At 46.3% G+C, this 23,372-nt stretch carries 15 protein-coding genes; 12 read left to right on the forward strand and 3 right to left on the reverse strand.

Features of this window, described 5'->3' with window-relative positions; all coding sequences use genetic code 11:
• The first annotated feature begins 158 nt into the window (after window positions 1-158).
• Window positions 159-1,979 (forward strand): peptidoglycan D,D-transpeptidase FtsI family protein, encoded by a 1,821-nt coding sequence (locus ACQ5BJ_RS07785; protein WP_430110266.1) that lies wholly within the window; start codon window positions 159-161, stop codon window positions 1,977-1,979.
• A 42-nt stretch (window positions 1,980-2,021) separates the two neighbouring features.
• Here the strand turns inward: ACQ5BJ_RS07785 and ytvI are convergent, their stop codons facing one another.
• The gene (ytvI, locus tag ACQ5BJ_RS07790) at window positions 2,022-3,170 is read right to left on the reverse strand and encodes a sporulation integral membrane protein YtvI (protein WP_005547519.1); all 1,149 of its coding nucleotides are present in this window, start codon (window positions 3,168-3,170) and stop codon (window positions 2,022-2,024) included.
• Between the two features lie 189 nt (window positions 3,171-3,359).
• Between ytvI and ACQ5BJ_RS07795 the strand changes: the two genes are divergently transcribed.
• The 9 genes from ACQ5BJ_RS07795 to hcp all read left to right on the forward strand — a co-directional run bounded on the left by ACQ5BJ_RS07795 (window position 3,360) and on the right by hcp (window position 15,380).
• Window positions 3,360-4,733 (forward strand): polysaccharide deacetylase family protein, encoded by a 1,374-nt coding sequence (locus ACQ5BJ_RS07795; RefSeq protein ID WP_412070998.1) that lies wholly within the window; start codon window positions 3,360-3,362, stop codon window positions 4,731-4,733.
• Between the two features lie 520 nt (window positions 4,734-5,253).
• Window positions 5,254-6,984 (forward strand): ABC transporter substrate-binding protein, encoded by a 1,731-nt coding sequence (locus tag ACQ5BJ_RS07800; protein ID WP_005547523.1) that lies wholly within the window; start codon window positions 5,254-5,256, stop codon window positions 6,982-6,984.
• Between the two features lie 84 nt (window positions 6,985-7,068).
• Window positions 7,069-8,025, forward strand: a complete 957-nt coding sequence (locus ACQ5BJ_RS07805; protein ID WP_005547525.1) for an ABC transporter permease — start codon at window positions 7,069-7,071, stop codon at window positions 8,023-8,025.
• 16 nt (window positions 8,026-8,041) lie between these two features.
• The gene (gene opp4C / locus ACQ5BJ_RS07810) at window positions 8,042-8,962 is read left to right on the forward strand and encodes an oligopeptide ABC transporter permease (RefSeq protein WP_005547527.1); all 921 of its coding nucleotides are present in this window, start codon (window positions 8,042-8,044) and stop codon (window positions 8,960-8,962) included.
• Between the two features lie 9 nt (window positions 8,963-8,971).
• Complete coding sequence (locus ACQ5BJ_RS07815) at window positions 8,972-9,955, forward strand: ABC transporter ATP-binding protein (RefSeq protein ID WP_005547529.1); 984 nt, start codon at window positions 8,972-8,974, stop codon at window positions 9,953-9,955.
• On the forward strand, window positions 9,952-10,920 hold the full coding sequence (locus tag ACQ5BJ_RS07820) for an ABC transporter ATP-binding protein (protein WP_005547531.1): 969 nt from the start codon (window positions 9,952-9,954) through the stop codon (window positions 10,918-10,920). The genes ACQ5BJ_RS07815 and ACQ5BJ_RS07820 overlap by 4 nt, the downstream gene beginning before the upstream one ends.
• Window positions 10,921-11,098: 178 nt before the next feature.
• The gene (locus ACQ5BJ_RS07825) at window positions 11,099-11,650 is read left to right on the forward strand and encodes a dihydrofolate reductase family protein (RefSeq protein WP_268620188.1); all 552 of its coding nucleotides are present in this window, start codon (window positions 11,099-11,101) and stop codon (window positions 11,648-11,650) included.
• Window positions 11,651-11,990: 340 nt separating this feature from the next.
• The gene (locus ACQ5BJ_RS07830; RefSeq protein ID WP_430110260.1) at window positions 11,991-13,922 is read left to right on the forward strand and encodes a fructose-1,6-bisphosphatase; all 1,932 of its coding nucleotides are present in this window, start codon (window positions 11,991-11,993) and stop codon (window positions 13,920-13,922) included.
• Window positions 13,923-14,087: 165 nt separating this feature from the next.
• Window positions 14,088-15,380 (forward strand): hydroxylamine reductase, encoded by a 1,293-nt coding sequence (gene hcp, locus ACQ5BJ_RS07835; RefSeq protein ID WP_268599142.1) that lies wholly within the window; start codon window positions 14,088-14,090, stop codon window positions 15,378-15,380.
• A gap of 174 nt (window positions 15,381-15,554) precedes the next feature.
• Here the strand turns inward: hcp and ilvD are convergent, their stop codons facing one another.
• Both ilvD and ACQ5BJ_RS07845 read right to left on the reverse strand, forming a co-directional pair.
• Window positions 15,555-17,240, reverse strand: coding sequence for a dihydroxy-acid dehydratase (ilvD, locus tag ACQ5BJ_RS07840; RefSeq protein ID WP_430110257.1), 1,686 nt, complete (start codon window positions 17,238-17,240; stop codon window positions 15,555-15,557).
• A 296-nt stretch (window positions 17,241-17,536) separates the two neighbouring features.
• Window positions 17,537-18,628 carry an acyltransferase family protein gene (locus ACQ5BJ_RS07845; RefSeq protein WP_268599140.1) on the reverse strand — a complete coding sequence of 364 codons (1,092 nt, stop codon included), beginning with the start codon at window positions 18,626-18,628 and terminating at the stop codon, window positions 17,537-17,539.
• 993 nt (window positions 18,629-19,621) lie between these two features.
• Between ACQ5BJ_RS07845 and ACQ5BJ_RS07850 the strand changes: the two genes are divergently transcribed.
• Both ACQ5BJ_RS07850 and ACQ5BJ_RS07855 read left to right on the forward strand, forming a co-directional pair.
• Window positions 19,622-20,632, forward strand: coding sequence for a 2-oxoacid:acceptor oxidoreductase family protein (locus ACQ5BJ_RS07850; RefSeq protein ID WP_005547545.1), 1,011 nt, complete (start codon window positions 19,622-19,624; stop codon window positions 20,630-20,632).
• Between the two features lie 24 nt (window positions 20,633-20,656).
• Entirely contained in the window at window positions 20,657-22,963 is a 2,307-nt protein-coding gene (locus tag ACQ5BJ_RS07855) for a thiamine pyrophosphate-dependent enzyme (RefSeq protein ID WP_005547546.1), read from the forward strand.
• The last annotated feature ends 409 nt before the right edge of the window (window positions 22,964-23,372 follow it).

Raw genomic sequence — 23,372 nt, forward strand, 5'->3', positions numbered from 1 at the left:
GAGGGCTTTTTTGTTCTGCAATAACGTTGGATCACCGTTAATAAGAAGTAGACTGTTGGATAGTACCCGTAGTCGTGGTTATGAGAATGGGGAAGTGGGAAGTAATGATACTAAAAAGATGTTTCAAATCTCGATTGTTGTGAAGGTGGTGGGTGAAAGTGTTGTCACGCCAACGTTCTAAGCGGCAGCGGCTCATGAACAATCGGCTTGCTTTGTTAGCATGTGTCATTACGGTAATTATCGGTATTTATATTGTAAGGCTGGGCTGGCTTCAACTGCTGTTCGTTCACAGTAAGGTAGACGATAGCACTTATACGGTAATGCAGCGTACGGTTATTCAGCGTGCCCGTGCTGTGGTGCTGGATGATGGACGCGGAACGATTGTTGATCGGGAAGGGCGACCGTATACCGGTCAACTCGTTACGGCTCTGGTTCTCTTTCCTGTGAATAAAAATACGATAAGCACAGACGCGGTTCGCAGCTTGGCGCTATGGCTGCATTTGCCGGAACAAGAGGTCAGCAGACGATGGGAGAAGCTTGCGGAGCCTTTGATTTGGCCGAATGAGAAGGATGATAAGCTGCCCTTCGAGCTTACCGCGGATCAAGCGGCTCAGATACAATCGTCCGACTGGGAGGGAGTTAGCGCGCTTCCGTATACGATTCGGTATCCGCTGCGTCAGCATACCCCGCAATGGGTAGGAGCAATCGCAGATTTGGCGGGCTCTGCTAACACAATCACTTCTAAAAGGAATAGAAAAAATGCGGTTTCCAGCGTTGTTGGCATATCGGGATTGGAGCGATCCTTTGGGCCGCTGCTGAAGGGCTTGGGAGCAACGACGGCTGTGCATTATACAGATGCTGGGCGACATCCGCTAAATGGCCTTCATGTTCGCATAAGACGGCCTGATAATCCGTATTATCCTTTGCGGCTAACTACAACAACCGATCAGATGATCGAAGCTGCCATTGAACAAGTGCTTGATCGGTTCAAGGTTGCAAAAGGCTCCGTCGTCGTACTTGATGCTGCAACAAGAGATGTAATAGCGATGGTATCCCGCCCATCCGCAGATCCCTATCATATTGAACCTGAACAGGGATCATGGAACAACCGAGCGACTAAGGCTCTTCCTCCAGGCTCTGTATATAAGCTATTCATTGCAGCTGCTGCTATGGAAGCGGGATTGACGGAACTGAATGAACGCTTCCAGTGCGACGGCCACTACGGAAAGTATGGGTTGGCATGTTGGCTGCCGGAAGGACATGGCATGCTTACGCTGAGGGAAGCGTTGGCAGAATCGTGCAATGAAGTATTTGCTGAACTGGGAGAGCGTTTGTCTGGAGAGCAATTAGCTAGCTATGCGCAGAGGATGGGAGTGAGCGGGCTTGTTGGCATGATATCTGATGATGGCATGGGGCATCGCAATTTGCATCACTTCGAGGGTGAAGAAGAAAGTCGTGTTTTTCCAGACGGTGTGCAGCCACTGGATGTGTCGGGAGGGGTACGGGCACAATCAGGAATTGGTCAGCGGGATGTTCGAATAACACCGCTGGCAGCAGCCAATTTTGTTGTGACACTGCTGCAGGATGGAAATTACGGCTCCCCGCGATTGATTCAGGAGGTGCAGTATGCAACGGGAATGCCGCTCGCTCGATTCGCTGTACAAGCGAAGAAGGAGCGGATTATGAAGTTAGAGACAGCCCGCAGTGTCCAAAAAATGATGGTAGATGTGGTGCAGTACGGCACAGGACAGTCGCTCAGGCAGGTTTCATGGAATGTTGCAGGGAAAAGCGGAACGGCTCAGGCTGAAGCATATGGAACGGCTAATGTACATACCTGGTTTGTCGGATATGGGCCGGTAGAGAAGCCGCAATATGCGGTAAGTGTAGTAAGTGAAAATGATCCAGCAAGTGCTTCTCATAAAGCTACAGAGGTATTTGGTGCAGTTATGGAGGTACTGGCACAGCACGCACAGAAATAGCCGTTCCATCTTTACGGATGTGAGGACGGAACGGCTAGTAAGTCAAGAAGGGGTATTATCCTTATTGTCCCCGCTATCTTCTCTGGTGCTGTCAAACGGATGTCCAGAATCAAATTCTTCTTTAGGCATACGAATCCAACGTTTTAAATAACCTTGATCATAGAGGGCTTTAATTAAAATTAACAGGACGGTGGACATAACGATACCGATTACCCCAAACAATGACATCGATACGATCATGAAGGATAGCATGGTAAATGCGGACACTCCAAGTGATGTTCCTGTAATTTTAGGGTCGAGAATTTGCCGAACAAGAAGTGTGACGCCCATGACAACAGCAAGTCCAATTGCAAGTGACGTATTGCCGATGATAAGTAGGTAGGCAATCCAAGGGATGAAGATAAATGGAATTCCAAGCAAGGGAAGCAAATCAAAGAGAGCCGATAACAAGGCGACAAGGAAGGAATTGCTCACACCAAGCAAAAGAAGACCGATAAAAACAATGATAAAGGTTACGGAAATCAACTTCAGCTGGGCCTTCAAATAGGCAGATAATCCCTTTAAAACATTTTCTTTTAAAAATAGGTACGCTTTGAGAAAAGTACGCGGTGTTTTGTTGCGGGCAACTCTGCGCCACGTATCAATTTCAATGCTGAGGAAATAGCCAAGGATAATAGCAATGGCAAAGTTCAGCGTAAATGTTGAAAAGGATGTAATTTGCTTAATAAGCAGGCCGAGCAGTCCAGCGATAAATTCAGAAATATGCTTCGCAGCATTGCCCGCATAATCATTGATGCGGTTAGATACATCAGGCGGCAATGACTCATAGCGATTTTGCAAGTAGTTGGCGATGTTAACCAGTTCATTCTGAACAGCCTTAATGTAGGAGGGCAGTTGACCTTGCAATTCAATGGCTTGATGGACGACAATAAATCCAAGACCGAACATAGCTCCTAATATGACCAGCACGAACAATAATACAGAGATGGCCGAGGCGATTGCTTTCTTCATGCCTCGTCGGTTGAGAAAAGCGGCCAACGGCTCGATGAACATGAATACCACAAAAGCCAAGAAGATAGGGGCGGCGATTGAATACAAATAGCTGAACGTATACATGATTAAATAAGCGGTTACGATCAGCAATGCGATATCAAATGCCGTACGCCAATACTTACGGTAAAATGCAATCATAGAACAGACTCCTTTTCACCAAATACAGTATGCTTTCCATTGTACACGAAACGATTTCCCGTGCCTATTCTTTGTTCATTATGTTACAATAATAACAGTTCATACGTAGAGTAATACATACGTACATGCAATTCGTAAAGTATAAGAATGTCGCATTTATTTTGTAAAAAGAAACGGGGAACTAGGATGGTGGAATTCATTTTATTATGGGGGTTTTACATCCTGACGTTTTATGCGTTTCTCCCTGGCTTAATCAGCCGCCTGTTTGGATTTCGTGTCTTTCAGAAGGGACGTGCAGAACGGGAGCTGGCGTTGACGTTTGACGATGGCCCAGATCCAATCTATACGCCGCAACTGTTAGACCTGTTGAAGAAATATAATGCCAAGGCAACATTTTTTGTTGTTGGCATACATGCAGAGCAGCATCCGGAATTGCTGAAGCGAATGCACGATGAGGGGCATCTTATCGGCATTCACAACTATGTTCATAAGTCCAACTGGCTGATGCGTCCAAAAACGGTGAAACGACAAATTCGCAAAACGTCAGACATTATTCAATCAGTAACGGGCAAGCGTACGAATTATTATCGGCCCCCATGGGGAATCGTTAATTTGTTCGACTATGGCAACCTCGGTTACCTGCAAATTATTTTATGGTCTGTATTGTTCGGGGATTGGCGGAAGAAGCTTGGCGCCGAACGCTTATATCAACGCATGATGAAACGATGTCGGGGTGGAGAAGTGCTGCTGCTGCATGATTGCGGCTTGACGCTGGGAGCGGATCGTGAAGCACCAGCAAATATGCTTGTGGCGTTGGAACGGTTCATGGAGGAAGCAGAGAAGCGAGAACTGCGCTGTGTCCGTATCGATGAGCTTATCCGCTTGACTGATCAAGCCCGAATCGAGAACCCAAGCTGGCTTAGACGAACGGTTGTGCGTCTTTGGTTTCTCTACGAGAAAGGGTTTCACTCCGTTTTTGCTCTCAAGACAACGAACAGTGAACAACCGGTGTTCCACTTCCGTGTCCGCCCGTACCATGGCAAAGCCGTCATGTTGGATGACGGGGTAGAACTGAAGCACAATGACCTTGTGTTGGAACTGCATTTTGACAATAAGTTATTGTATGATATCGGTCATCGGTCGCGGACTTCAATGCAAATTGCAATCCAGATGATACGCTCAGTCGAGCGCACATTACCTGAGCTTGCAGATTATTTGTTAAGCGATGATAATTTGCGGGCGAATGTGAAGGCGTTGTACGGAGTAAGTATGATGCATCGCGGCCCTGAGCAATTTGGGTTTACGGTGCGGGATTTACCAAGAGGCTTGTTCTCTTGGGTGACCCGAAGATATTTACGGCTCCTTATGAGCATTATTCATCCTCAAGGACAGAATCGCTTGAAGCAGCAAGCGGAGCAGATGATTCCGAAGTTGATTATTATGTCTACAGAAACATTGCTGTCGCGATATGGGAAAAACAGAAATTATGCATTTGATGCGAATGCTTCTGAGCGAATCGTACTCGTTGATCAGAAAGTAGAAAACGCGGCACATCCACTATAATCAACCGATAATACCATATAATTACATTTGTTTAATAGCTTTAGAAAATGGTACTGACCATTTTTTAAAGCTATTTTTTTTGTGTAAAGTCGTTTTGAGTATTTATGCAACTTTTATGCAAAAGAATAAAAACAGAGGAATGAACTTTCTGAGAGGACTATGTGAACAGTTATCCACTGAGAGGAAACAAAATAGTGAATTAGGAACAGATTTCCGTTTTTAGATATGAAAAAAATGATTTTTTAAGCCGAATTGCCTATCATTGATAAAAAAAAGTTATCGAACGAAAATTAAAATCTTTTAAGGTAAAGCTGACATAAGCATTTACAAATACGAAGTTATCAAGTAGTATTATGAAAAAATATTCGTTTCCTACGGAGGAATTGGTCATTCTTTCATATTTTATTGACCAATGTTCTATAAAAGAGGATATAGCCGAACATTCTATTAAATCTAGGTAATATGTATACAACTTTTATACTATTTATAAATGCCATCTGAGAAATAAGGGGAGAATGTTGTGAAGAAAAGTCTTAGCACTATGATTTGCTTATTGTTGTCATTGACACTTATCCTGTCTGCTTGCGGAGGCGGAAGTTCCTCTGAGGGTGCGGACAAGTCTACTGGGCAAAATACAGAACAACCGGCTGAAGAATTGGTAACCGATGGCTTGATTAAAGCTTCGGATACATCCATGTCTCCAGAGCTTGCGAAGAACCGTAAGGACACCATGATTATCGGCATCTCAGCGCCAAGCGGAATTTTCAATCCGCTGTATGGTGAAACATCATATGATAACTTTATTAATACTTCCATATTCACCAGTATGATCGAAGTGAACAAAGACGGTACTTATAAGGAAGGCATAGCAGAGAAATGGGAAATTTCCCCGGACAATCTTGTATACACGTTCACATTGCGTGACGGCCTGAAGTTCAGTGATAATACTCCGTTGACTGCGGATGACGTAGCATTCAGCTTGACTGTATTGCACGACAAGTCTTATGACGGTCCTACCGACATTATCAAGGACGCTCATATTAAGGGCGGCAAAGAGTATAAAGAAGGAAAAGCGACATCCATCGAAGGCATTAAAGTGTTGGATCCGCGCACGATTCAAGTGACGACGACCGAAGTTAACGCTTTGGCATTTTCCGCTATCGGTTCCGTAGGCGTGCTTCCTAAAGCAATCTATGGCAAGGATTACAAACAAGGTAACCTTGGTTATATGAGAGATCTGTTCACACATCCAGTCGGCAATGGGCCGTACAAGCTTGAAAAGTTTACTCCAGGTCAAGAAGCGGTATTGGTAGCGAACGAGCTTTTCTACCAAGGCAAGCCGAAAATCAATAAATTGATTTATAAGTTCACGACATCGGAAACGAATGTCCAATTGCTGCAAGCTGGCGAAACAGATATGGATTTCATCGATGTTAACAAAGATACAATCGAGCAATTGAAAGAATTCGGGTTTGTTGATATTAACTTGTTCCCTACTAACGGATACGGTTTTATCGCATTCAACCATAAGCATGATCAATTTAAAGACAAGCGCGTTCGCCAAGCATTGACATACGGTTTGAACCGTAAGGAAATCGTCGATGCGGTATATCAAGGCTATGCAGACGTACTGAACGTTCCGCAATCCAAAGTATCTTGGGCGTACACGGATGATGTGAATAAGTACGATTTCGATTTGGAAAAAGCAAAACAACTGCTGGATGAAGCAGGCTGGAAAGTCGGCGCAGACGGCATCCGTGAAAAAGACGGTAAGAAATTCAAGATTACGTTTACAGCTACAACGCCTAACCCTGTAAACGATGCAATCATTCCGCTTGCTCAAGCGAGCTACAAAGAGCTTGGCATCGAATTCGTTGCAGAGCAAATGGACTTCAATGCAGCTATAGACAAGCGTAAAAAAGGCGATTTCGACATGATGTTCTTGGCTTGGTCCTTAACTCCAGACCCACAATCCGGGGAAAATGTGTTCAAGACTGGCGGTTCCCAGAACGATGTTGGATACTCCAATCCGAAGGTTGATGAGCTGTTCACAAAAGCTGGAGCAATGGTAGACACAGAAAAGCGTAAAGAAGTCTTTAAAGAGTTGTATAAAGAGTTGAACGAAGATCTTCCATATATCTTCTTGTATCAACGTCGTGACATGTGGGCTAACAATGCTCGTTTGCAAGGCTTCGATATGTCGCCTTACCGTAACTTCACGTACAGCTTGCCACAATTGCAAATTCAATAGCCGCAAGGCATATGAATAGTGCCTGCAAAATGCTCAGCCTTCGGGCTGGGCATTTAGGCTTATATAAAGCTAGGAGGAATAATTATGAAGCAATACGCCATCCGGCGGCTGTTACAATTGGTTCCTACGATAATAGGGGTATCCGTTATCCTGTTCGCCGTATTTGCATTGGCACCGGGTAACTTTATCGATTCGAACCCGACGATTTCCAAAGAACGCGCTGCTGAACTTAAAGCGATTCACGGTTTGGACAAGCCGCTAACAGAACGTTACTTCACTTGGGCTAGCAATACACTCAAGGGAGACCTGGGGATGTCGATACAGCATAAGCAACCGGTTACAACTGTACTCAATCGCTATATGTGGAATTCCTTTATGATTGCTGCAATCGTATTAGTTCTATCATGGGCAATTGCAATTTTAGTCGGTGTATTTTCTGCTATCAGGCAATATTCCTTTTTTGATGGAGTAGTTACGTTTCTCGTTTTTGCTTTAATGTCATTGCCATCATTCTTTGTTGGCTTATATGCAATAAAAGCGTTAGCTGTCGACTTCAAAATATTCCCTGTAGGCGGAATGTACACCTCCGGAAGCAATGCAACCGGATTGGCGCAATTCTGGGATTTGATTCATCACTTAATGCTGCCAGTCATCGTATTGACTGCACTGAGTGTAGGCTCACTTACTCGTTATTTCCGTACGAGCATGCTGGAAGTTATTCGTCAGGATTACATCCGAACTGCACGTGCGAAAGGCTTGAAAGAAAGAACGGTTATTTTCAAACACGCGCTTCGCAACGCAATGCTGCCTGCAATTACGTTGTTGGGTATCGAGCTTCCGGGATTGTTCGGTGGCGCAATGATTACAGAGAAAATCTTCAACTGGCCGGGTATCGGCCGTATTAACTTGGAAGCAATCACGTCGCGTGACTACTTCCTGTTGATGGGCTTCACAATGTTCTTGGCATTGCTCACTGTGCTCGGTAACTTCTTAGCTGACGTGCTGTACCGCGTGGCCGATCCACGTGTACGCATGAAATAGAAAGGGGAAAAAGCTCGTGTCTCAAACTGCTACTAACTCTGCAGCTGCAACAGCTGCTTCGAAGACGAAGCCTGCTTCCCCGTGGAGGTTGGCATTTAAGCAACTTAGCAAAAACAAATTCGCAATGGGCGGACTTGTCGTTGTACTATTGATGTTCGTCATTTGCTTTATTGGTCCGCTGTTCTCGCCATATACATTGGATACGATGGGCCCGATGAAAAATAAAGGCCCTTCCGCTACACACTGGCTTGGTACGGACAACCTGGGTCGCGACATCCTGCTGCGGGTAATGCTCGCAGGACGCGTATCCTTGATCGTCGGTCTCGTTGCTATGATTATCTCTGTCACAATCGGTAGTACGCTTGGCGCACTTGCAGGTTACTATCGCGGATGGGTTGATTCCATCATCATGCGTCTAGCGGATATTATGATGTCGATTCCTAGCTTGCCGCTTCTCATTATTCTTGGCGCGGTACTTTCGGATATGAAGGTTCCACCGGACAAGCGGATTTTTGTCGTTATGTTCTTGCTCGGATTCATGAGCTGGCCGAGCTTGTCCCGTCTCGTGCGCGGACAGATCTTGATGCTTCGTGAGCAAGAGTTCATGCAAGCGGCAGAAGTGCTCGGTCTGCGTGACCGCCGCAAAATCTTCCGCCACTTGCTGCCGAACACAATTCCGATCATTATTGTCGTAGCTACATTGACAGTTGCGGGTGCTATTTTGCAAGAGTCGGTATTGAGTTACTTGGGTCTAGGGGTAGTACCGCCGACACCATCATGGGGGAACATGATTACAGCGGCGAACAACTTGATTGATTTCCAGAAGCGTCCATGGTTGTGGATTCCGCCGGGCGTATGTATTTTCTTGACAGTAATTTCGATTAACATCATTGGTGACGGCTTGCGAGACGTCCTCGATCCGAAAATGAAGAGGTAGGGATACGTTATGTCAAATAACTTGATCGAATTTCGCAATTTGCGGACGAATTTCTATACTAGCAGTGGCGTCGTAAGAGCGGTCAATGATGTCAGCTTCTCGATTAAAGAAGGAGAAACGCTGTGTGTTGTTGGTGAATCCGGATGCGGAAAAAGCGTAACAGCGATGTCTCTTATGCGTCTTGTCTCTCCTCCAGGTAAAGTGGAGGGCGGTCAGATCTTATATAATGGCAAAGACTTGCTTGGCTTGAAGGAACGTGAAATGCGTCAGATCCGCGGTAATGAAATCGCGATGATCTTCCAGGAGCCGATGACGTCCCTGAACCCGGTATTTACGATCGGGGAACAGCTGACAGAACCTATCCTGTTGCATAAAGGCGTTACGAAGAAGGAAGCTAAAAAGCGCGCGATCGAGCTGATCGAACTGGTCGGCATTCCACGCGCGGCACAAATCTTCGATGCATATCCGCATGAGCTTAGCGGTGGTATGCGTCAACGGATCATGATCGCGATTGCGCTTAGCTGTGATCCGAAGCTTCTCATTGCGGATGAGCCGACAACCGCGCTCGACGTAACGATTCAAGCACAGATCTTGGACTTGATGCGCAACATTAAGAAGGAATTCAACACTGCGATCATGATGATTACGCATGACCTTGGTGTCGTAGCGGAAATGGCAGACCATGTTGTCGTTATGTATGCAGGTAAAGTGATTGAAGAAGCTCCTGTGCTTGAGCTCTTCAAAAATCCAAAGCACCCGTATACGCAAGGTCTCTTGAAGGCTAAGCCAGTCATCAATGAGCGTATGGAGCGTTTATATACGATTCCAGGACAGGTTCCGAACCCTGTAGAGCTTGGAGAGAATTGTTACTTCAATGATCGTTGCGAGCATTGTATGTCCATTTGTACGGATAAGCAGCCTCAGCTTAAAGTATATGACAACAAACATAAGGCAGCATGCTGGCTGTATGAAAAGGGAGGGGACGTACAATGAGTCAACAACCGTTGTTGCAAGTAGACAATTTGAAAAAATACTTCCCCATCCAAGGCGGCATTTTTTCAAAAACGGTAGGCCATGTTCGTGCGGTTGACGGCGTGTCCTTTAACTTGAATAAAGGAGAAGCGCTTGGTCTTGTAGGAGAATCCGGTTGCGGGAAATCAACTACGGGACGTACCATCCTTCGTTTGCTCGATAAGACCGAAGGACAAGTATTGTTCAACGGTGTAGAAATTCATGATCTGTCAAAAAAGGATCTGCGCAATATGCGTCCTAAGATGCAGCTTGTGTTCCAAGATCCATACAGCTCTTTGAACCCGCGTATTAAGATTGGCGATGCAATCGGCGAAGCCTTGATTGACCACGGCATTTCTTCGAAGAGTGAAGTGCGTGATCGGGTTAAAGAGATTTTGACGATTTGCGGTTTGGCTCCGTATCATATCGATCGCTATCCGCACGAATTCTCTGGTGGACAACGCCAGCGTATCGGGATTGCGCGCGCTTTGGTGCTGAACCCTGAATTTATTGTAGCTGACGAGCCGGTATCGGCGCTCGACGTATCGATTCAAGCACAGATTATCAACTTGCTGAGTGATTTGCAGGAGCAGAAGAACCTGACGTACTTGTTCATCTCTCACGACTTGTCAGTCGTAGAGCACTTGTGCAACCGGATCGGGGTTATGTACTTGGGGTCGCTCGTTGAGATGGCTCCTCGTGATGAGCTGTTCCGCAATCCGCTTCATCCATATACGAAGGCGCTGTTGTCTGCAGTTCCTGTACCGGATCCAACACGCAAGCCTGAGCGGATCGTGTTGCAAGGGGATATTCCAAGCCCGGCAAACCCTCCATCTGGCTGTAAGTTCCATACACGCTGTCCGTTCGCGACAGATATTTGCAAGCAGGCGGTGCCGGAGTACCGTGATATGGGCGGCGGACATCACGTTGCCTGCCACTTGGTCTAATTTGAATCTTATGCGTAATTTACAGGCTGTCTCATTAAGATGAGGCAGCCTGTTTTGCGTGCGCTGATTAAGAAGGACTGAATGGTTTAGAAGAAGCTCCTTCTATTATCAATATGACATAGGATGACATAATTAGGGTCTATAATGAGGGAAAGCTTAATGAAAGGAGTGGCCGTTTATGGAACGAAGAATTATTTTAGATTTAGCAGTTACGGCAGATGGTTATATTGAAGGGAAAAATGGGGAAGTTGATTGGTGCATTATGGACTCTGAGATGGGTTTTTCTCATTTCCTAAATCAAATTGATACAATTTTGTATGGAAGAAAAAGCTATGATTTATGGGGAGAATTCACCCCAGGAAGTGAAAATACGGAAACAGAAAAAGAAATGTGGAAATTAGTCCATAGTAAAAAAAAATATGTGTTTTCACAAACTCAGCAAGGAGCTGATAATAAAGTAATATTCATAAATGATAATATTCATGAAGAAGTAAATAAATTAAAGAATAAACCTGGTAAGGACATCTGGCTGTATGGTGGAGCAAGTCTTATTACAACTTTTATCAATTTAGGGCTTGTGGATGAATTTAGATTATCTGTCCACCCTGTTATTTTAGGAGAAGGAAAACCGTTGTTTATTGATATAAAACAGAGGTTAAATTTGAATATGGTTCATACAAGAACATTTACCTCCGGCGTTGTGCAGTTAATCTACAGGATGCAGCGATAGTCTAAGATTCTATTTTTCAAGTTATGGTCTTACGCTGGTTGGTTTTTGTTATTTTCACTAAAGCAAGGAGCCCACTCCATTCAGTAGCAGATGAACTGTAGAAACTGTTACGGTTACATAAGGATGGAGTGCTATCGAAAGAGGAATTAATGCACCAAAAGCGAAGTTGTTAGTATAACACCAAAGGGAACCTCGGAAACCTAATGTTTTTTCCCTTTACTGTTTAGACTAAGTTTGAAGGTACGCGGCTAGCCCCAATTAAAAAACCTCTTAAAAGGCCATAGGGCTTCTAAGTACACCCGTCAAGATATCACTGTTTCCTTGAAGGAGGACTACTGTTTTGGATGCGCAATTTCTAGATTTATTGGCCCAGAAATATGATACGGAAGAAAAAGTCGTAACAGAAATCATCAATCTTAAAGCGATCTCCAATCTCCCCAAGGGAACTGAGCATTTTGTCAGTGATTTGCATGGGGAGTTCCAGGCTTTTCAGCATGTACTGAGAAACGGTTCTGGTACTGTAAAAGAGAAAATAAAAGATTTGTTCCGTGAGGTTTGGACGGATAAAGAAATTAATGATTTTGCGGCCTTAGTGTATTATCCGGAAGAAAAAATACAGCTGGTTAAAGGAGACCTGTGCAATGAACAAGCCTTGAACAGGTGGTATAGACAAACAATTGAACAAATGCTTAAGCTCATTTCTTATGCCTCTTCTAAATATACGCGCTCGAAATTGCGCAAAGCTCTGCCGGAGCAGTTTGTATATATTGTAGAAGAGCTTCTATACAAGACGGATTTGACCAACAATAAGGATCCTTATTATGAGGAAATATACCGCCAAATTATCTCCTTGGGCCAGGCGGACAAGCTCATTATCGGCCTTGCTTATACAACCCAGCGCCTGGTGGTTGACCATCTTCATGTAGTCGGAGATATCTATGACCGCGGGCCGGACCCCGATAAAATTATGGACACGCTGATTAACCACCATTCTGTAGACATCCAGTGGGGGAACCATGATGTCCTGTGGATAGGCGCCTATGCGGGTTCCTTGGTCTGCCTTGCAAATATTATCCGGATCTGCGCCAGATACGACAATCTGGACATCATTGAAGACGTATACGGAATCAATCTTCGCCCACTGCTGAACTTGGCAGAGAAATACTATGATGACAATCCGGCCTTCAGACCTAAGCTGCAGGCCGACCATAACGTATCGGAGCAGGAAATCTTGCAGATTACCAAAATTCATCAAGCCATTGCCATGATCCAGTTTAAGCTTGAAGTCCCGATTATTAAGAGACGTTCTTACTTTAATATGTCTGAAAGGCTTTTGCTTGAGCAGATTGATTACGACAAAAATGAAATCAAGATCGGCGGAAAAACTTACCCGCTGGAAAACACCTGTTTCGCAACTGTAAATCCACAGCAGCCTGAACAATTGCTGGAGGAAGAACAGCAGGTGATGGAAAAGCTGCTGTTCTCCGTTCAGCATTCCGAAAAGCTAGCCAGACATATGAATTTTCTCATGAAAAAGGGCAGCCTTTATTTAAAATACAACGGGAATTTGTTAATCCACGGCTGTATTCCTTTGGATGAAGAAGGAAATATGGAAGAAATGCAGATTGAAGACAAGACGTATTCGGGCCGCCAGCTACTCGATGTTTTTGAATATTATTTACGTTATGCCTTTGCGCATCCGGAAGAAACGGATGATCTGGCTACGGATATGGTATGGTACATCTGGACAGGGGTATGTTCCTCGCTCTTTGGAAAGAGAGAAATGACCACATTTGAACGGTACTTTATCCAAGATAAAGAAACCCATAAGGAGAGAAAGAACCCTTACTACCATTTGCGTGAAAATGAGGAAATTTGCCGGAAAATCCTGCAAGAGTTTGATTTGAATCCGGATCATGGACATATCATTAACGGGCACACTCCGGTTAAAGAAATTCGTGGAGAGAACCCCGTTAAAGCAAATGGGAAAATGGTCGTCATTGACGGCGGTTTTTCCAAAGCCTATCAATCCACAACGGGTATCGCCGGATATACCTTGTTGTATAATTCCTTTGGCATGCAGCTCGTCGCCCATAAGAAATTTAATTCAAAAGAAGATGTGTTATGTAATGGAACGGACGTATTATCTGTAAAAAGACTGGTGGACAAAGAACTGGAGCGGAAGCTGGTGAGGGAAACCAATGTCGGGGAGAAGTTGCTGCAGAAAATCTCCAATTTGAAGAATCTCCTGGAGTATCGCTACATGAAATGAATCAACTGCTAAAAGAAATAAGTTTTTTTGTGACATGAGGCGAAATTGTGAAGCTGACGCGATATTCAAGATTTTGAAATATTTGTTGTGATCGTACGCACTCGAAGGTGCTTCTCCATTTAGTATGTTGGAAATAGAAAATCATTTTGACAGGGGGAAGCGCAAATGTTCTGTCATCAATGCGAGCAGACGCCGACGGGCGGCTGCAAGGTTGTAGGAGTGTGCGGCAAGGACGAGACGATTGCCAGTCTGCAAGATACGATCGTGTTTGCGTTGAAAGGCATCGCGGCGTATGCGACGCATGCGCGGCAGTTGGGCTATGTCGATGAAGAGGTTGACGCGATTACGCATGAAGCGCTTTATATGACGTTGACTAACTCCAATTTCAACTTACAGGAACATCTGGACATGGCGATGAAGGTAGGGGGCGCGGCGATCCGCATTATGGATGTGTTGGATCGGGCCCATACGGAGCATTTCGGCGTTCCGGTGCCGGTTACCGTCCCGCAGAACAAGATAGAGGGCAAGTCTATCATCGTGACAGGGCATAACTTGTATGCGCTGGAGGAATTGCTGAAGCAGACGGAGGGTAAGGGCATTAACATTTATACTCATTCCGAGATGCTTCCGGCGCACGGCTACCCGGCATTGAAGAAATATCCGCATTTGAAAGGCAATATCGGCAAAGCCTGGTATGACCAGCGCCGTCTGTTTGAGCAATATCCTGGCGCCATTCTTGCAACGACGAACTGTGTCATGCCGATTAAGGGAACCTATGCCGATCGGTTCTTCTCCTATGACGTGGCCGGGCTCGAGGGCGTGACCAAGATCGTGAACGACGATTTCTCTCCGCTGATTGAGCGTGCGCTGGCGCTGCCTGCGGCGGATGTGGAGAGCGAGCAGACATTAACAACGGGATATCATCACGAGACGGTGCTAGGGCTGGCGCCGGAAATTATTCAGGCCGTTAAGGATGGCAAAATCAAGCGGTTCTTCGTCATCGCGGGCTGCGATGCGCCAGGCAAGGGCGGCGAGTATTACCGGGAGCTCGCGACATCACTGCCGAACGATACTGTTATATTGACGACCTCGTGCGGGAAGTTCCGGTTCAATGATGTCGATTACGGTACGGTGGCGGATACGGGCATTCCGCGTTATATCGATCTGGGGCAGTGCAATAATTCCGGCTCCACGGTCAAGATCGCGGCTGCGCTTGCGGACGCCTTTGGCTGTAGTGTCAACGAACTGCCAGTGTCAATCGTACTCTCATGGTTCGAGCAGAAGGCGGTTGCGATTTTGCTTGGCCTGTTCAGTCTGGGCATCCGTGATATTCGCATCGGGCCGAAGCCACCGGAATTCATCTCGGAAGGCGTGATGAATGTGCTGACCGATCTGTTCGGCCTGAAGCTTATCGGAAATGCGCAGGAAGATATGAAGGCAATGCTCCGTCTCGTCTAGATGGTGAATGGGGTAAAGTATGTATGGAGTTTCACTAATAATAGCTAATACTTTTTACGAACTCATGATGTCATTGTAAATAAACAAAAAAATGGATAGAGATTCAGATGTATTCTGAACGTTCTATCCATTTCTATTTTCACTAATAAAATGTCTAATATTATATCTAATCGCTTAGATCTTCAAAATTCCGCCTTGGCTTGCATTCGTAACGAGCTTGGAGTAGCGAGCGAGATAGCCGGACTTCACCTTTGGCTCAAATCCTTTCCAGCCTGCACGACGGCGTTCAAGCTCCTCATCGGATACTTTAAGCTCGATCTTGCGGTTGTTAAGGTCAAGTTCGATAATATCACCGTCTTCAACAAAGGCGATAGGACCGCCTTCCGCCGCTTCAGGAGAGATATGACCGATGCTGATGCCGCGGGAAGCGCCTGAGAAGCGTCCATCTGTAATCAGACCTACCTTGGCACCTAAGCCCATACCTACGATTTGCGAGGTAGGAGCGAGCATTTCGGGCATGCCTGGACCGCCCTTAGGGCCTTCATAGCGGATAACCACAACATGGCCTTCCTTTACCTTGCCGTTCGTAATGCCGGCCAATGCTTCATCCTGGGAGTCGAAGCAGATTGCTGGGCCCATGTGATGTCCACCAACAGATGGATCAACCGCGCCGACCTTGACGATAGCGCCTTCCGGAGCCAGGTTGCCGAACAGTACGGCCAGGCCGCCGCGTTCGCTGTGCGGGTTATCCAGGGGATGAATAACATCGCTATTGAGAATTGGACTGTCCGCCACATTCTCATACAATGTCTTGCCGGTTACCGTCAGGCATTCGCCGTGGAGAGCGCCTTCCTTCTTGAATAGCTCGTTCAGCACGGCACTCACGCCGCCGGCATTGTGCACGTCTTCAATATGATAATCGGAAGCAGGAGCAATCTTGGCCAAGTGAGGCACACGTGCTGCTACTTCGTTAATACGTTCAATTGGGTATTCAAAGCCGGCTTCTCTTGCAATAGCAAGCGTATGAAGCACCGTATTTGTAGAACCGCCCATCGCCATATCTACGGCAAAGGCATTATCGATGGCTTCCATTGTGACGATATCACGCGGCTTAATGTCCTGCTCAATCAGACTCATCAGCTGCTTCGCAGAGCGCTTGACGAATTCGCGCCGCTCAGGAGCAACAGCAAGGATGGTTCCGTTGCCCGGAAGCGCGATGCCAAGTGCTTCCGCCAAGCAATTCATGGAGTTGGCTGTGAACATGCCGGAACATGATCCGCAAGTTGGACAACCGTACTGTTCCAATTCCTGTAGACCTTTTTCGTCAATCTTGCCGGCTTGGTATGCGCCAACACCTTCGAACACGCTGGAAAGCGAGATCGAGCGGCCGTTAGAGTCCTTACCTGCTTTCATTGGCCCGCCGCTGACGAATACAGTCGGGATGTTGACGCGCAGGGCGCCCATAATCATGCCCGGTGTAATCTTGTCGCAGTTTGGTATGCACACCATACCGTCGAACCAGTGTGCGGATACGACCGTTTCCAGGGAATCCGCGATAATCTCACGGCTTGGCAGCGAGTAGCGCATGCCGATATGACCCATGGCAATCCCATCATCAACGCCGATTGTATTAAATTCAAATGGGACACCGCCGGCTTCCCGAATGGCTTCCTTCACAATTTTGCCGAATTCCTGCAAGTGTACATGACCGGGAACGATATCGATATACGAGTTGCATACTGCAATAAACGGCTTGTCGAAATCTTCTTCTTTAACACCTGCGGCACGCAGCAAGCTGCGGTGAGGCGCACGATCAAAGCCCTTTTTAATCATGTCTGAGCGCATCTTTTTGGCTGTCATATGGTGAACCTCCATCTCATGTCCTTCCCGTCGCACGGGACGAGTCCTATTTTTCTACATCATGCATAAAATCGAACTTCTGAATGGCTTTTTCTTATGCTTGCCAATAGGTTTCTTAGTAGTCTATCACAACTGTTCGGGTTTTTCTACCAATCCATTCTAGGCGAACACGCTGTTGCATGGACAAAAACACCGCACAAAATGATAAGCGATAACGCCATTTTGTGCGGTGTTTTTGTAATAATCGAATCGGAATGTATATCGTATTTTCGTAATATGACAGCATACACAATCTATCAGCTATGCTCTATTTTCGTTCGGAATAGCTTGTGGCGTATCCATGCCGATATGGTGTCCCACTTGGGCTCAATAATCGGATGGAACCAAGCACTGACCTGCGGCTGTGCCAGTATAACCGCACCGGCAATCGAGGCTGCGATGAGCAGGGCTGCGCTCCACCCTGATGAGATGTAAGCGTACACGCCAGACAAAACCACACATCGTATAATCAGCCCATGAAGCAAAAATACGTACAAGGTTCTTTTACCTAGGTTCGTAATGCGTGTATTGCGCATAGGCACCCATGTCAAAAAGGCCAGTGAAGCAACGATCTCGGTCAAGTAGATGACCGTTCGATTCAATAGAGCAAACCATCCCGACTGTGTCCATCCAAGCTCATGGAAGGTCATATGGTTCATGAACCAGATTGGATTGATTGGCTCAGACATGAAATAAAGCACTACAAGAAGTCCCATGGATATAGCGGCTCCTGCATAGCGTACGGTTGGTGTCAGCCGCTCTCGAAAGCGATCATAGGAGAACGTGTGCCCAATGACGAAGAATGGCAAATAGACGACTGAGCGAGAAATGCCGAGCCAAGCACCCTGCAGCGGCAGAAAGCCTACTAAAAATCCTAGAACAATTGATATCAGCAGTGGGTGGCGAATAGAGAATCGTGTGAACATCAGCATCATCAGTCTCCAAAATAGATGGCCGACCAGGAACCACAGCAGTAAATACGGAATAAAAAATGAATGAGTAATGCCAGGCACGCGGAATACGAAATAATCCAACAGGGAATAGATCGATTGAAAGATCACATATTGAAGCGCAATCTGCTTCAATATACGAAGGCCCGCTGCTCCATTTAAATTGCTGCGCGCAAAATAGCCTGTAACAAATACGAATAAAGGCATATGAAATGTAAAAATCCATAGAAAAATGGCTTTCATCTCAGGCATGCGCATAATAAGCGGCTCAATAGCATTGCCGACAAATACGCATACAATTAAGAGGAAGCGTAAATTCAAGCCGAACGTCTCTCCACTCCTGGTTGACGTCGACAGTTGGCATCCGGGGGCAGTGGGGCTGCTTGCTTGCTCCCGCATGATATTCCCTCCTTACCTAAGCGATAGCCGGCTTCTTTATTTATCTAGAATAAGCCGATTCGCTCGTTAGCTGTCTGTTATAGCTTCAACGTAACATAGAATGTTTGCATATATTGTGATTTTAATCACGAATAACGCTTTCAATTGTGCCTATTGTTTGCATGCTGTTCTGATAAGGCTTTTCGGACGGCTATTCCTTGTTGACGAGTTGGTAAATGTAGGGTTATGATTAGCCGTAATAGAGTATATTGTGGCAAGAAAGAAGGGGGATGAGGATTGCAAACGCTGTCAATGAAAGGAATAGAGCATTCAATATAGCTGCATGTTATGACCGTAACAAGGATTCGAAATCAAGGCAAACGTTGCCTAGCAGATTTGTATAGAATAGTAGTAATATTACGTTATCTCCCCAATATCGATAGACGCTGTCTCCTCTTTCAGCGAATATAGGGCTACTCGTGCAATCTGGCATGAATGAGCCTCGGTTGTCATACACATAGTAGACCTCTAGCATATTCGTGTATAAGCGAATGTCAGGGGCCTGTAAGCAGGACACACTCTGCAACTCTCTTTTGGAGCGTTGTCTTTTTCTACCTATTAAAATGGAACGGATCAACTTCTTATGGCATTACATCGCCGTTCAAACCTTGTTCTTCATGGATGATCTATCAGATTTTACAATGCACAGCTCCATTCTCACCTAGACTGTCTCTTCATTCTATTAGATTGCATTCATTCAAATTTCACCTACTAGTCAATTTACCCTTTCCGAATAGTGACATAAATCATACTACGCACCGTCTATCAGACTTACCATTTTATTATGCTGTTACGGATGCGAATTCCGTATGTTTACTTCCCCATTGAGATGTTGTAAGCAATATTGCAATTCGGTTCGATCTGTCTGCAAGACAGCTGCACATAATGACAATTGATCTACTCACGGCGCCTTGTGTGCCAGAAGACAGGGTCAGTTAGGAAAGGAGTGCCGAAATGGTTACACTGCCTAAAGTAAATGAACTAGGTTTCTTTGAAATCCGGTTGGAATCAATCGGGGGGCTTGGAGCAAATTTGGCTGGGAAAATGCTGGCAGAAGCCGGTGTTACTGGCAGCGAGTTGAATGGTGTCAGCTTTTCATCGTATGGATCTGAGAAGAAAGGGTCTCCTGTTAAAGCACATATCCGGTTCTGCTTGCCGGGAACGCTTATCCGGGATACAACTCCGGTGGAACGGCCGCACATCGTCGGGATTTTCCATGAATCCTTATATAAATCTGTACATGTAACGAGCGGCATATATGAAGACAGCCTCGTTCTCGTTAATTCGGCCAAGACTCCGGAGGAGTTAAAGGAGAAGCTGAAGCTGCCTGGCGGAACGATTGCGGTGGTCGATGCGATTGGAATTGCGCTTGAAGAGAAGAACCGCGTAAATATGGCGATGCTTGGCGCACTGTTCCGCTTATGCGACTTCCTGGATGCGGAGCATATGAAGGGCGTCATACGCAAGTCTTTGGAGAAAAAATATCCAGGTGCTGTTCAGCCAGCGCTGAATACGTTCCAAAGAGGATATGACGAAGTGAAGTTTCAGTCGTTCTCCCTCCCTGAGGACATTCAGATGCCGAAGCCAATTCGCTGGGATACAACGGCTTTAGGCTATGAGACGCAGCCCATTGGCGGTATGGTCGTAAATCCAGGCAACTCCATCTTGAAGGATCTGAGTATCTCCCGTGCCGGCATGATGCCGCATTTTGCTTCCGATAAGTGCATTCATTGCGCGGCATGTGATAACGTGTGTCCTGATTTTTGCTTTGTGTGGGAAGAGCAGCCGGACAAGAAGGGGCGGCCGCAAATGTTCCTGCAAGGCATTGACTATCAATATTGCAAAGGCTGCTTGAAATGTGTGTATGCATGTCCAACTGAGGCATTAACGGATGAACGGGAAGAAGACGGATATGCGGAAGAGCACCGTGTTCCGCATCGGTTCGAGCTGACTGCACACCATTGATGGAAGGTAAGGAGGATGAGGGCTATGGCAATTGAGTATGAGAAAGAAATAACTCACGGCACGGTTGAGCAGCGAATGGTGTATGAATCAGGCAACGAGATGGCAGCTTATGCTGCACATCAAATTAATTATCATATTATGGGCTATTATCCGATTTCACCATCGACGGAAGTTGCGCAATTCCTCGATTTAATGAAGGCGAACGGGCAGCACGATATTAAGCTTATCCCGGCGGACGGCGAGCATGGTTCGGCAGGAATCTGCTATGGGGCTTCAACTGCAGGCGGACGTGTGTTCAATGCGACAAGTGCGAATGGCTATATGTATATGCTTGAACAAATGCCTGTTCAATCAGGAACACGATTCCCGATGGTATTGAATCTAGTGTGCCGTTCTGTATCTGGTCCGTTGAATATTCATGGTGATCATTCGGATTTATATTTTGCGCTTAATACCGGCTGGCCGATATTGCTCTGTCGTGATCCACAAGCTGTATACGATATGAATATTATGGCATTGAAGCTTGCGGAGGATCCAGAGGTTCGGCTTCCGGTGATGGTCGCATTCGATGGCTATTTCACGTCGCACCAGAAGCGTCGAGTCCAGACCTTTGCCCATCGTGAGGATGTGCATCGCTTCATTGGAGAGCAGCCTGTACGCGGATTCGCGGATACCTTGGATCGCAATAATCCCATAACAGTCGGGCCGTATATGAATGAGCCGGATTATATTAACAACTGCTATCAGCAGTCGATGGCCATGTACAAGGCAGAAGAGGTATTCGACCGCATCCGTACGGAATATGCCAAGCTGACCGGAAGAGATTATCCGATTTTGGATTTGTACCGGATGGAGGATGCAGAGGTAGCTGTATTCCTGCTTAATTCCGCAGCGGAAATCATTAAGGATGTCGTCGATCAGCTTCGCGCGCAAGGGATTAAAGCGGGCTCCATTTCTCCGAACATCATTCGTCCATTCCCGGCGAAGGAGATCGCAGACGCGCTTGCTCATATCAAGGTCGTTACGGTTGGAGATCGCGCCGATTCGTACGGCGGTCATGGCGGCAATATGGTCAACGAGGTGAAGGCGGCGCTGTTCACGCACGGCAACCGCGATACGATGATCATTAGCCGCATATATGGTCTTGGCGGCAAGGACTTCTATTCTGAGGATGGCCATGCGCTGTTCGAGTGCGCCATTGAGGCGGCCCAGAAGGGCTATGTCGAGAAGCCGTTCGATTATCACGGTCATACGCCTGGTGATCCATCCAAGGCTCCGCAGCGCGTCATCGAGCCGATGAAGCATGAGGATTTGAAGACAGGGCTTATTACGGTGAAGCAGGATGAGGAGTCCGGAAAGCTAAGTGTTCGTGTTCCGCCGCTGCGCCAATTGACAAAGAAGCCGAAGCGAATTGCTCCAGGCCACGGCGCATGTCCGGGCTGCGGCATATTCTCCGGTCTCGAGCTGTTCTTCAAGGGCATTGAGGGGGATATCGTAGCGTTGTTCCATACGGGCTGCGCGATGGTCGTGACAACAGGCTATCCATATTCAGCTCATAAGGCGACATACATTCACAACTTGTTCCAGAACGGTGCGGCAACACTATCCGGTGTCGTGGAAATGTTCTGGGAACGTAAACGCCGCGGAGAGCTGGATGAATTGAACCTGCCGGATGATTTTACGTTCGTGATGATTACGGGCGATGGCGGCATGGATATCGGCATGGGGCCGGCAATAGGTGCGGCACTGCGCAATCATAAGATGATTATTTTGGAATACGATAATGAAGGCTATATGAATACGGGAGCGCAATTGTCGTACTCTACCCCACTAGGTCACCGCACTTCAACATCTAATGTTGGCAAGGTGCAAGCAGGCAAGATGTTCCATCATAAGGATACAGCGCAAATTATGGCGGCAACGAACATTCCGTATGTATTCACGGGCAGCGAAGCATTTCCGCAGGATTTGCTTAAAAAGGCGGCCAAAGCGCAATGGTATGCGCAGAATGAAGGGCTTGTTTACGGCAAAATTTTAATTACTTGTCCGCTCAACTGGTTGTCTGAAGATAAGATGGGCACACAAATTGTTAATGCGGCCGTAGATTCTTGTTTCTTCCCGCTGTATGAAGTGGAGCATGGGATTACGTCTATTACGTATAATCCGGAAGAGAAGAATAAGAAAGTTCCGCTTCTCGACTGGTTAAATATGATGGGCAAGACGAAGCATTTGAGCAAGGCGGAGAATGCGGAAGCGCTGCAGACGTTCGAACGGGAAGTGGAGCGCCGCTGGAATGCACTTAAAGCGAAGAGTGAACATCCGCATTTATAATCTTATCGTTATTTAACGATTCACAATTCTTGGAGTCATTATTTATTCAAGCCTGAGAACGATCCGTTGGGATAGGTTCTCAGGCTTTTTGTGTTCATAGCAATGAAGTTCGATTATTCTAGGAGTCTGGGCTAAGGCTGAGTCTCCGTCAAAATGCGCTAAATGCTAATTCACAGTTCTAAATCACTGCTAAATTTATCGCTGAATCACTGCTGAATCACTGCTGAATTACCGCTGAATTACAGCTAAGTCTCCATGAACTGCTAGTGATGCAGTACCATTTGGCCACTCAAGGCAACGCTGTAGGCAGAACGCTAAGCGCTTGTACTTGCTTGCTATCCTCTGAATTCTTTCCCTGTTGGTGCAGCTAAGGTATACTAAAGGATAGGCTCATATTTGTGGAAAAGGG

The organism is Paenibacillus sp. B1-35 (genome assembly GCF_050474385.1).
In the GTDB taxonomy this organism is placed as follows: Bacteria; Bacillota; Bacilli; order Paenibacillales; family Paenibacillaceae; genus Paenibacillus_B; species Paenibacillus_B alvei.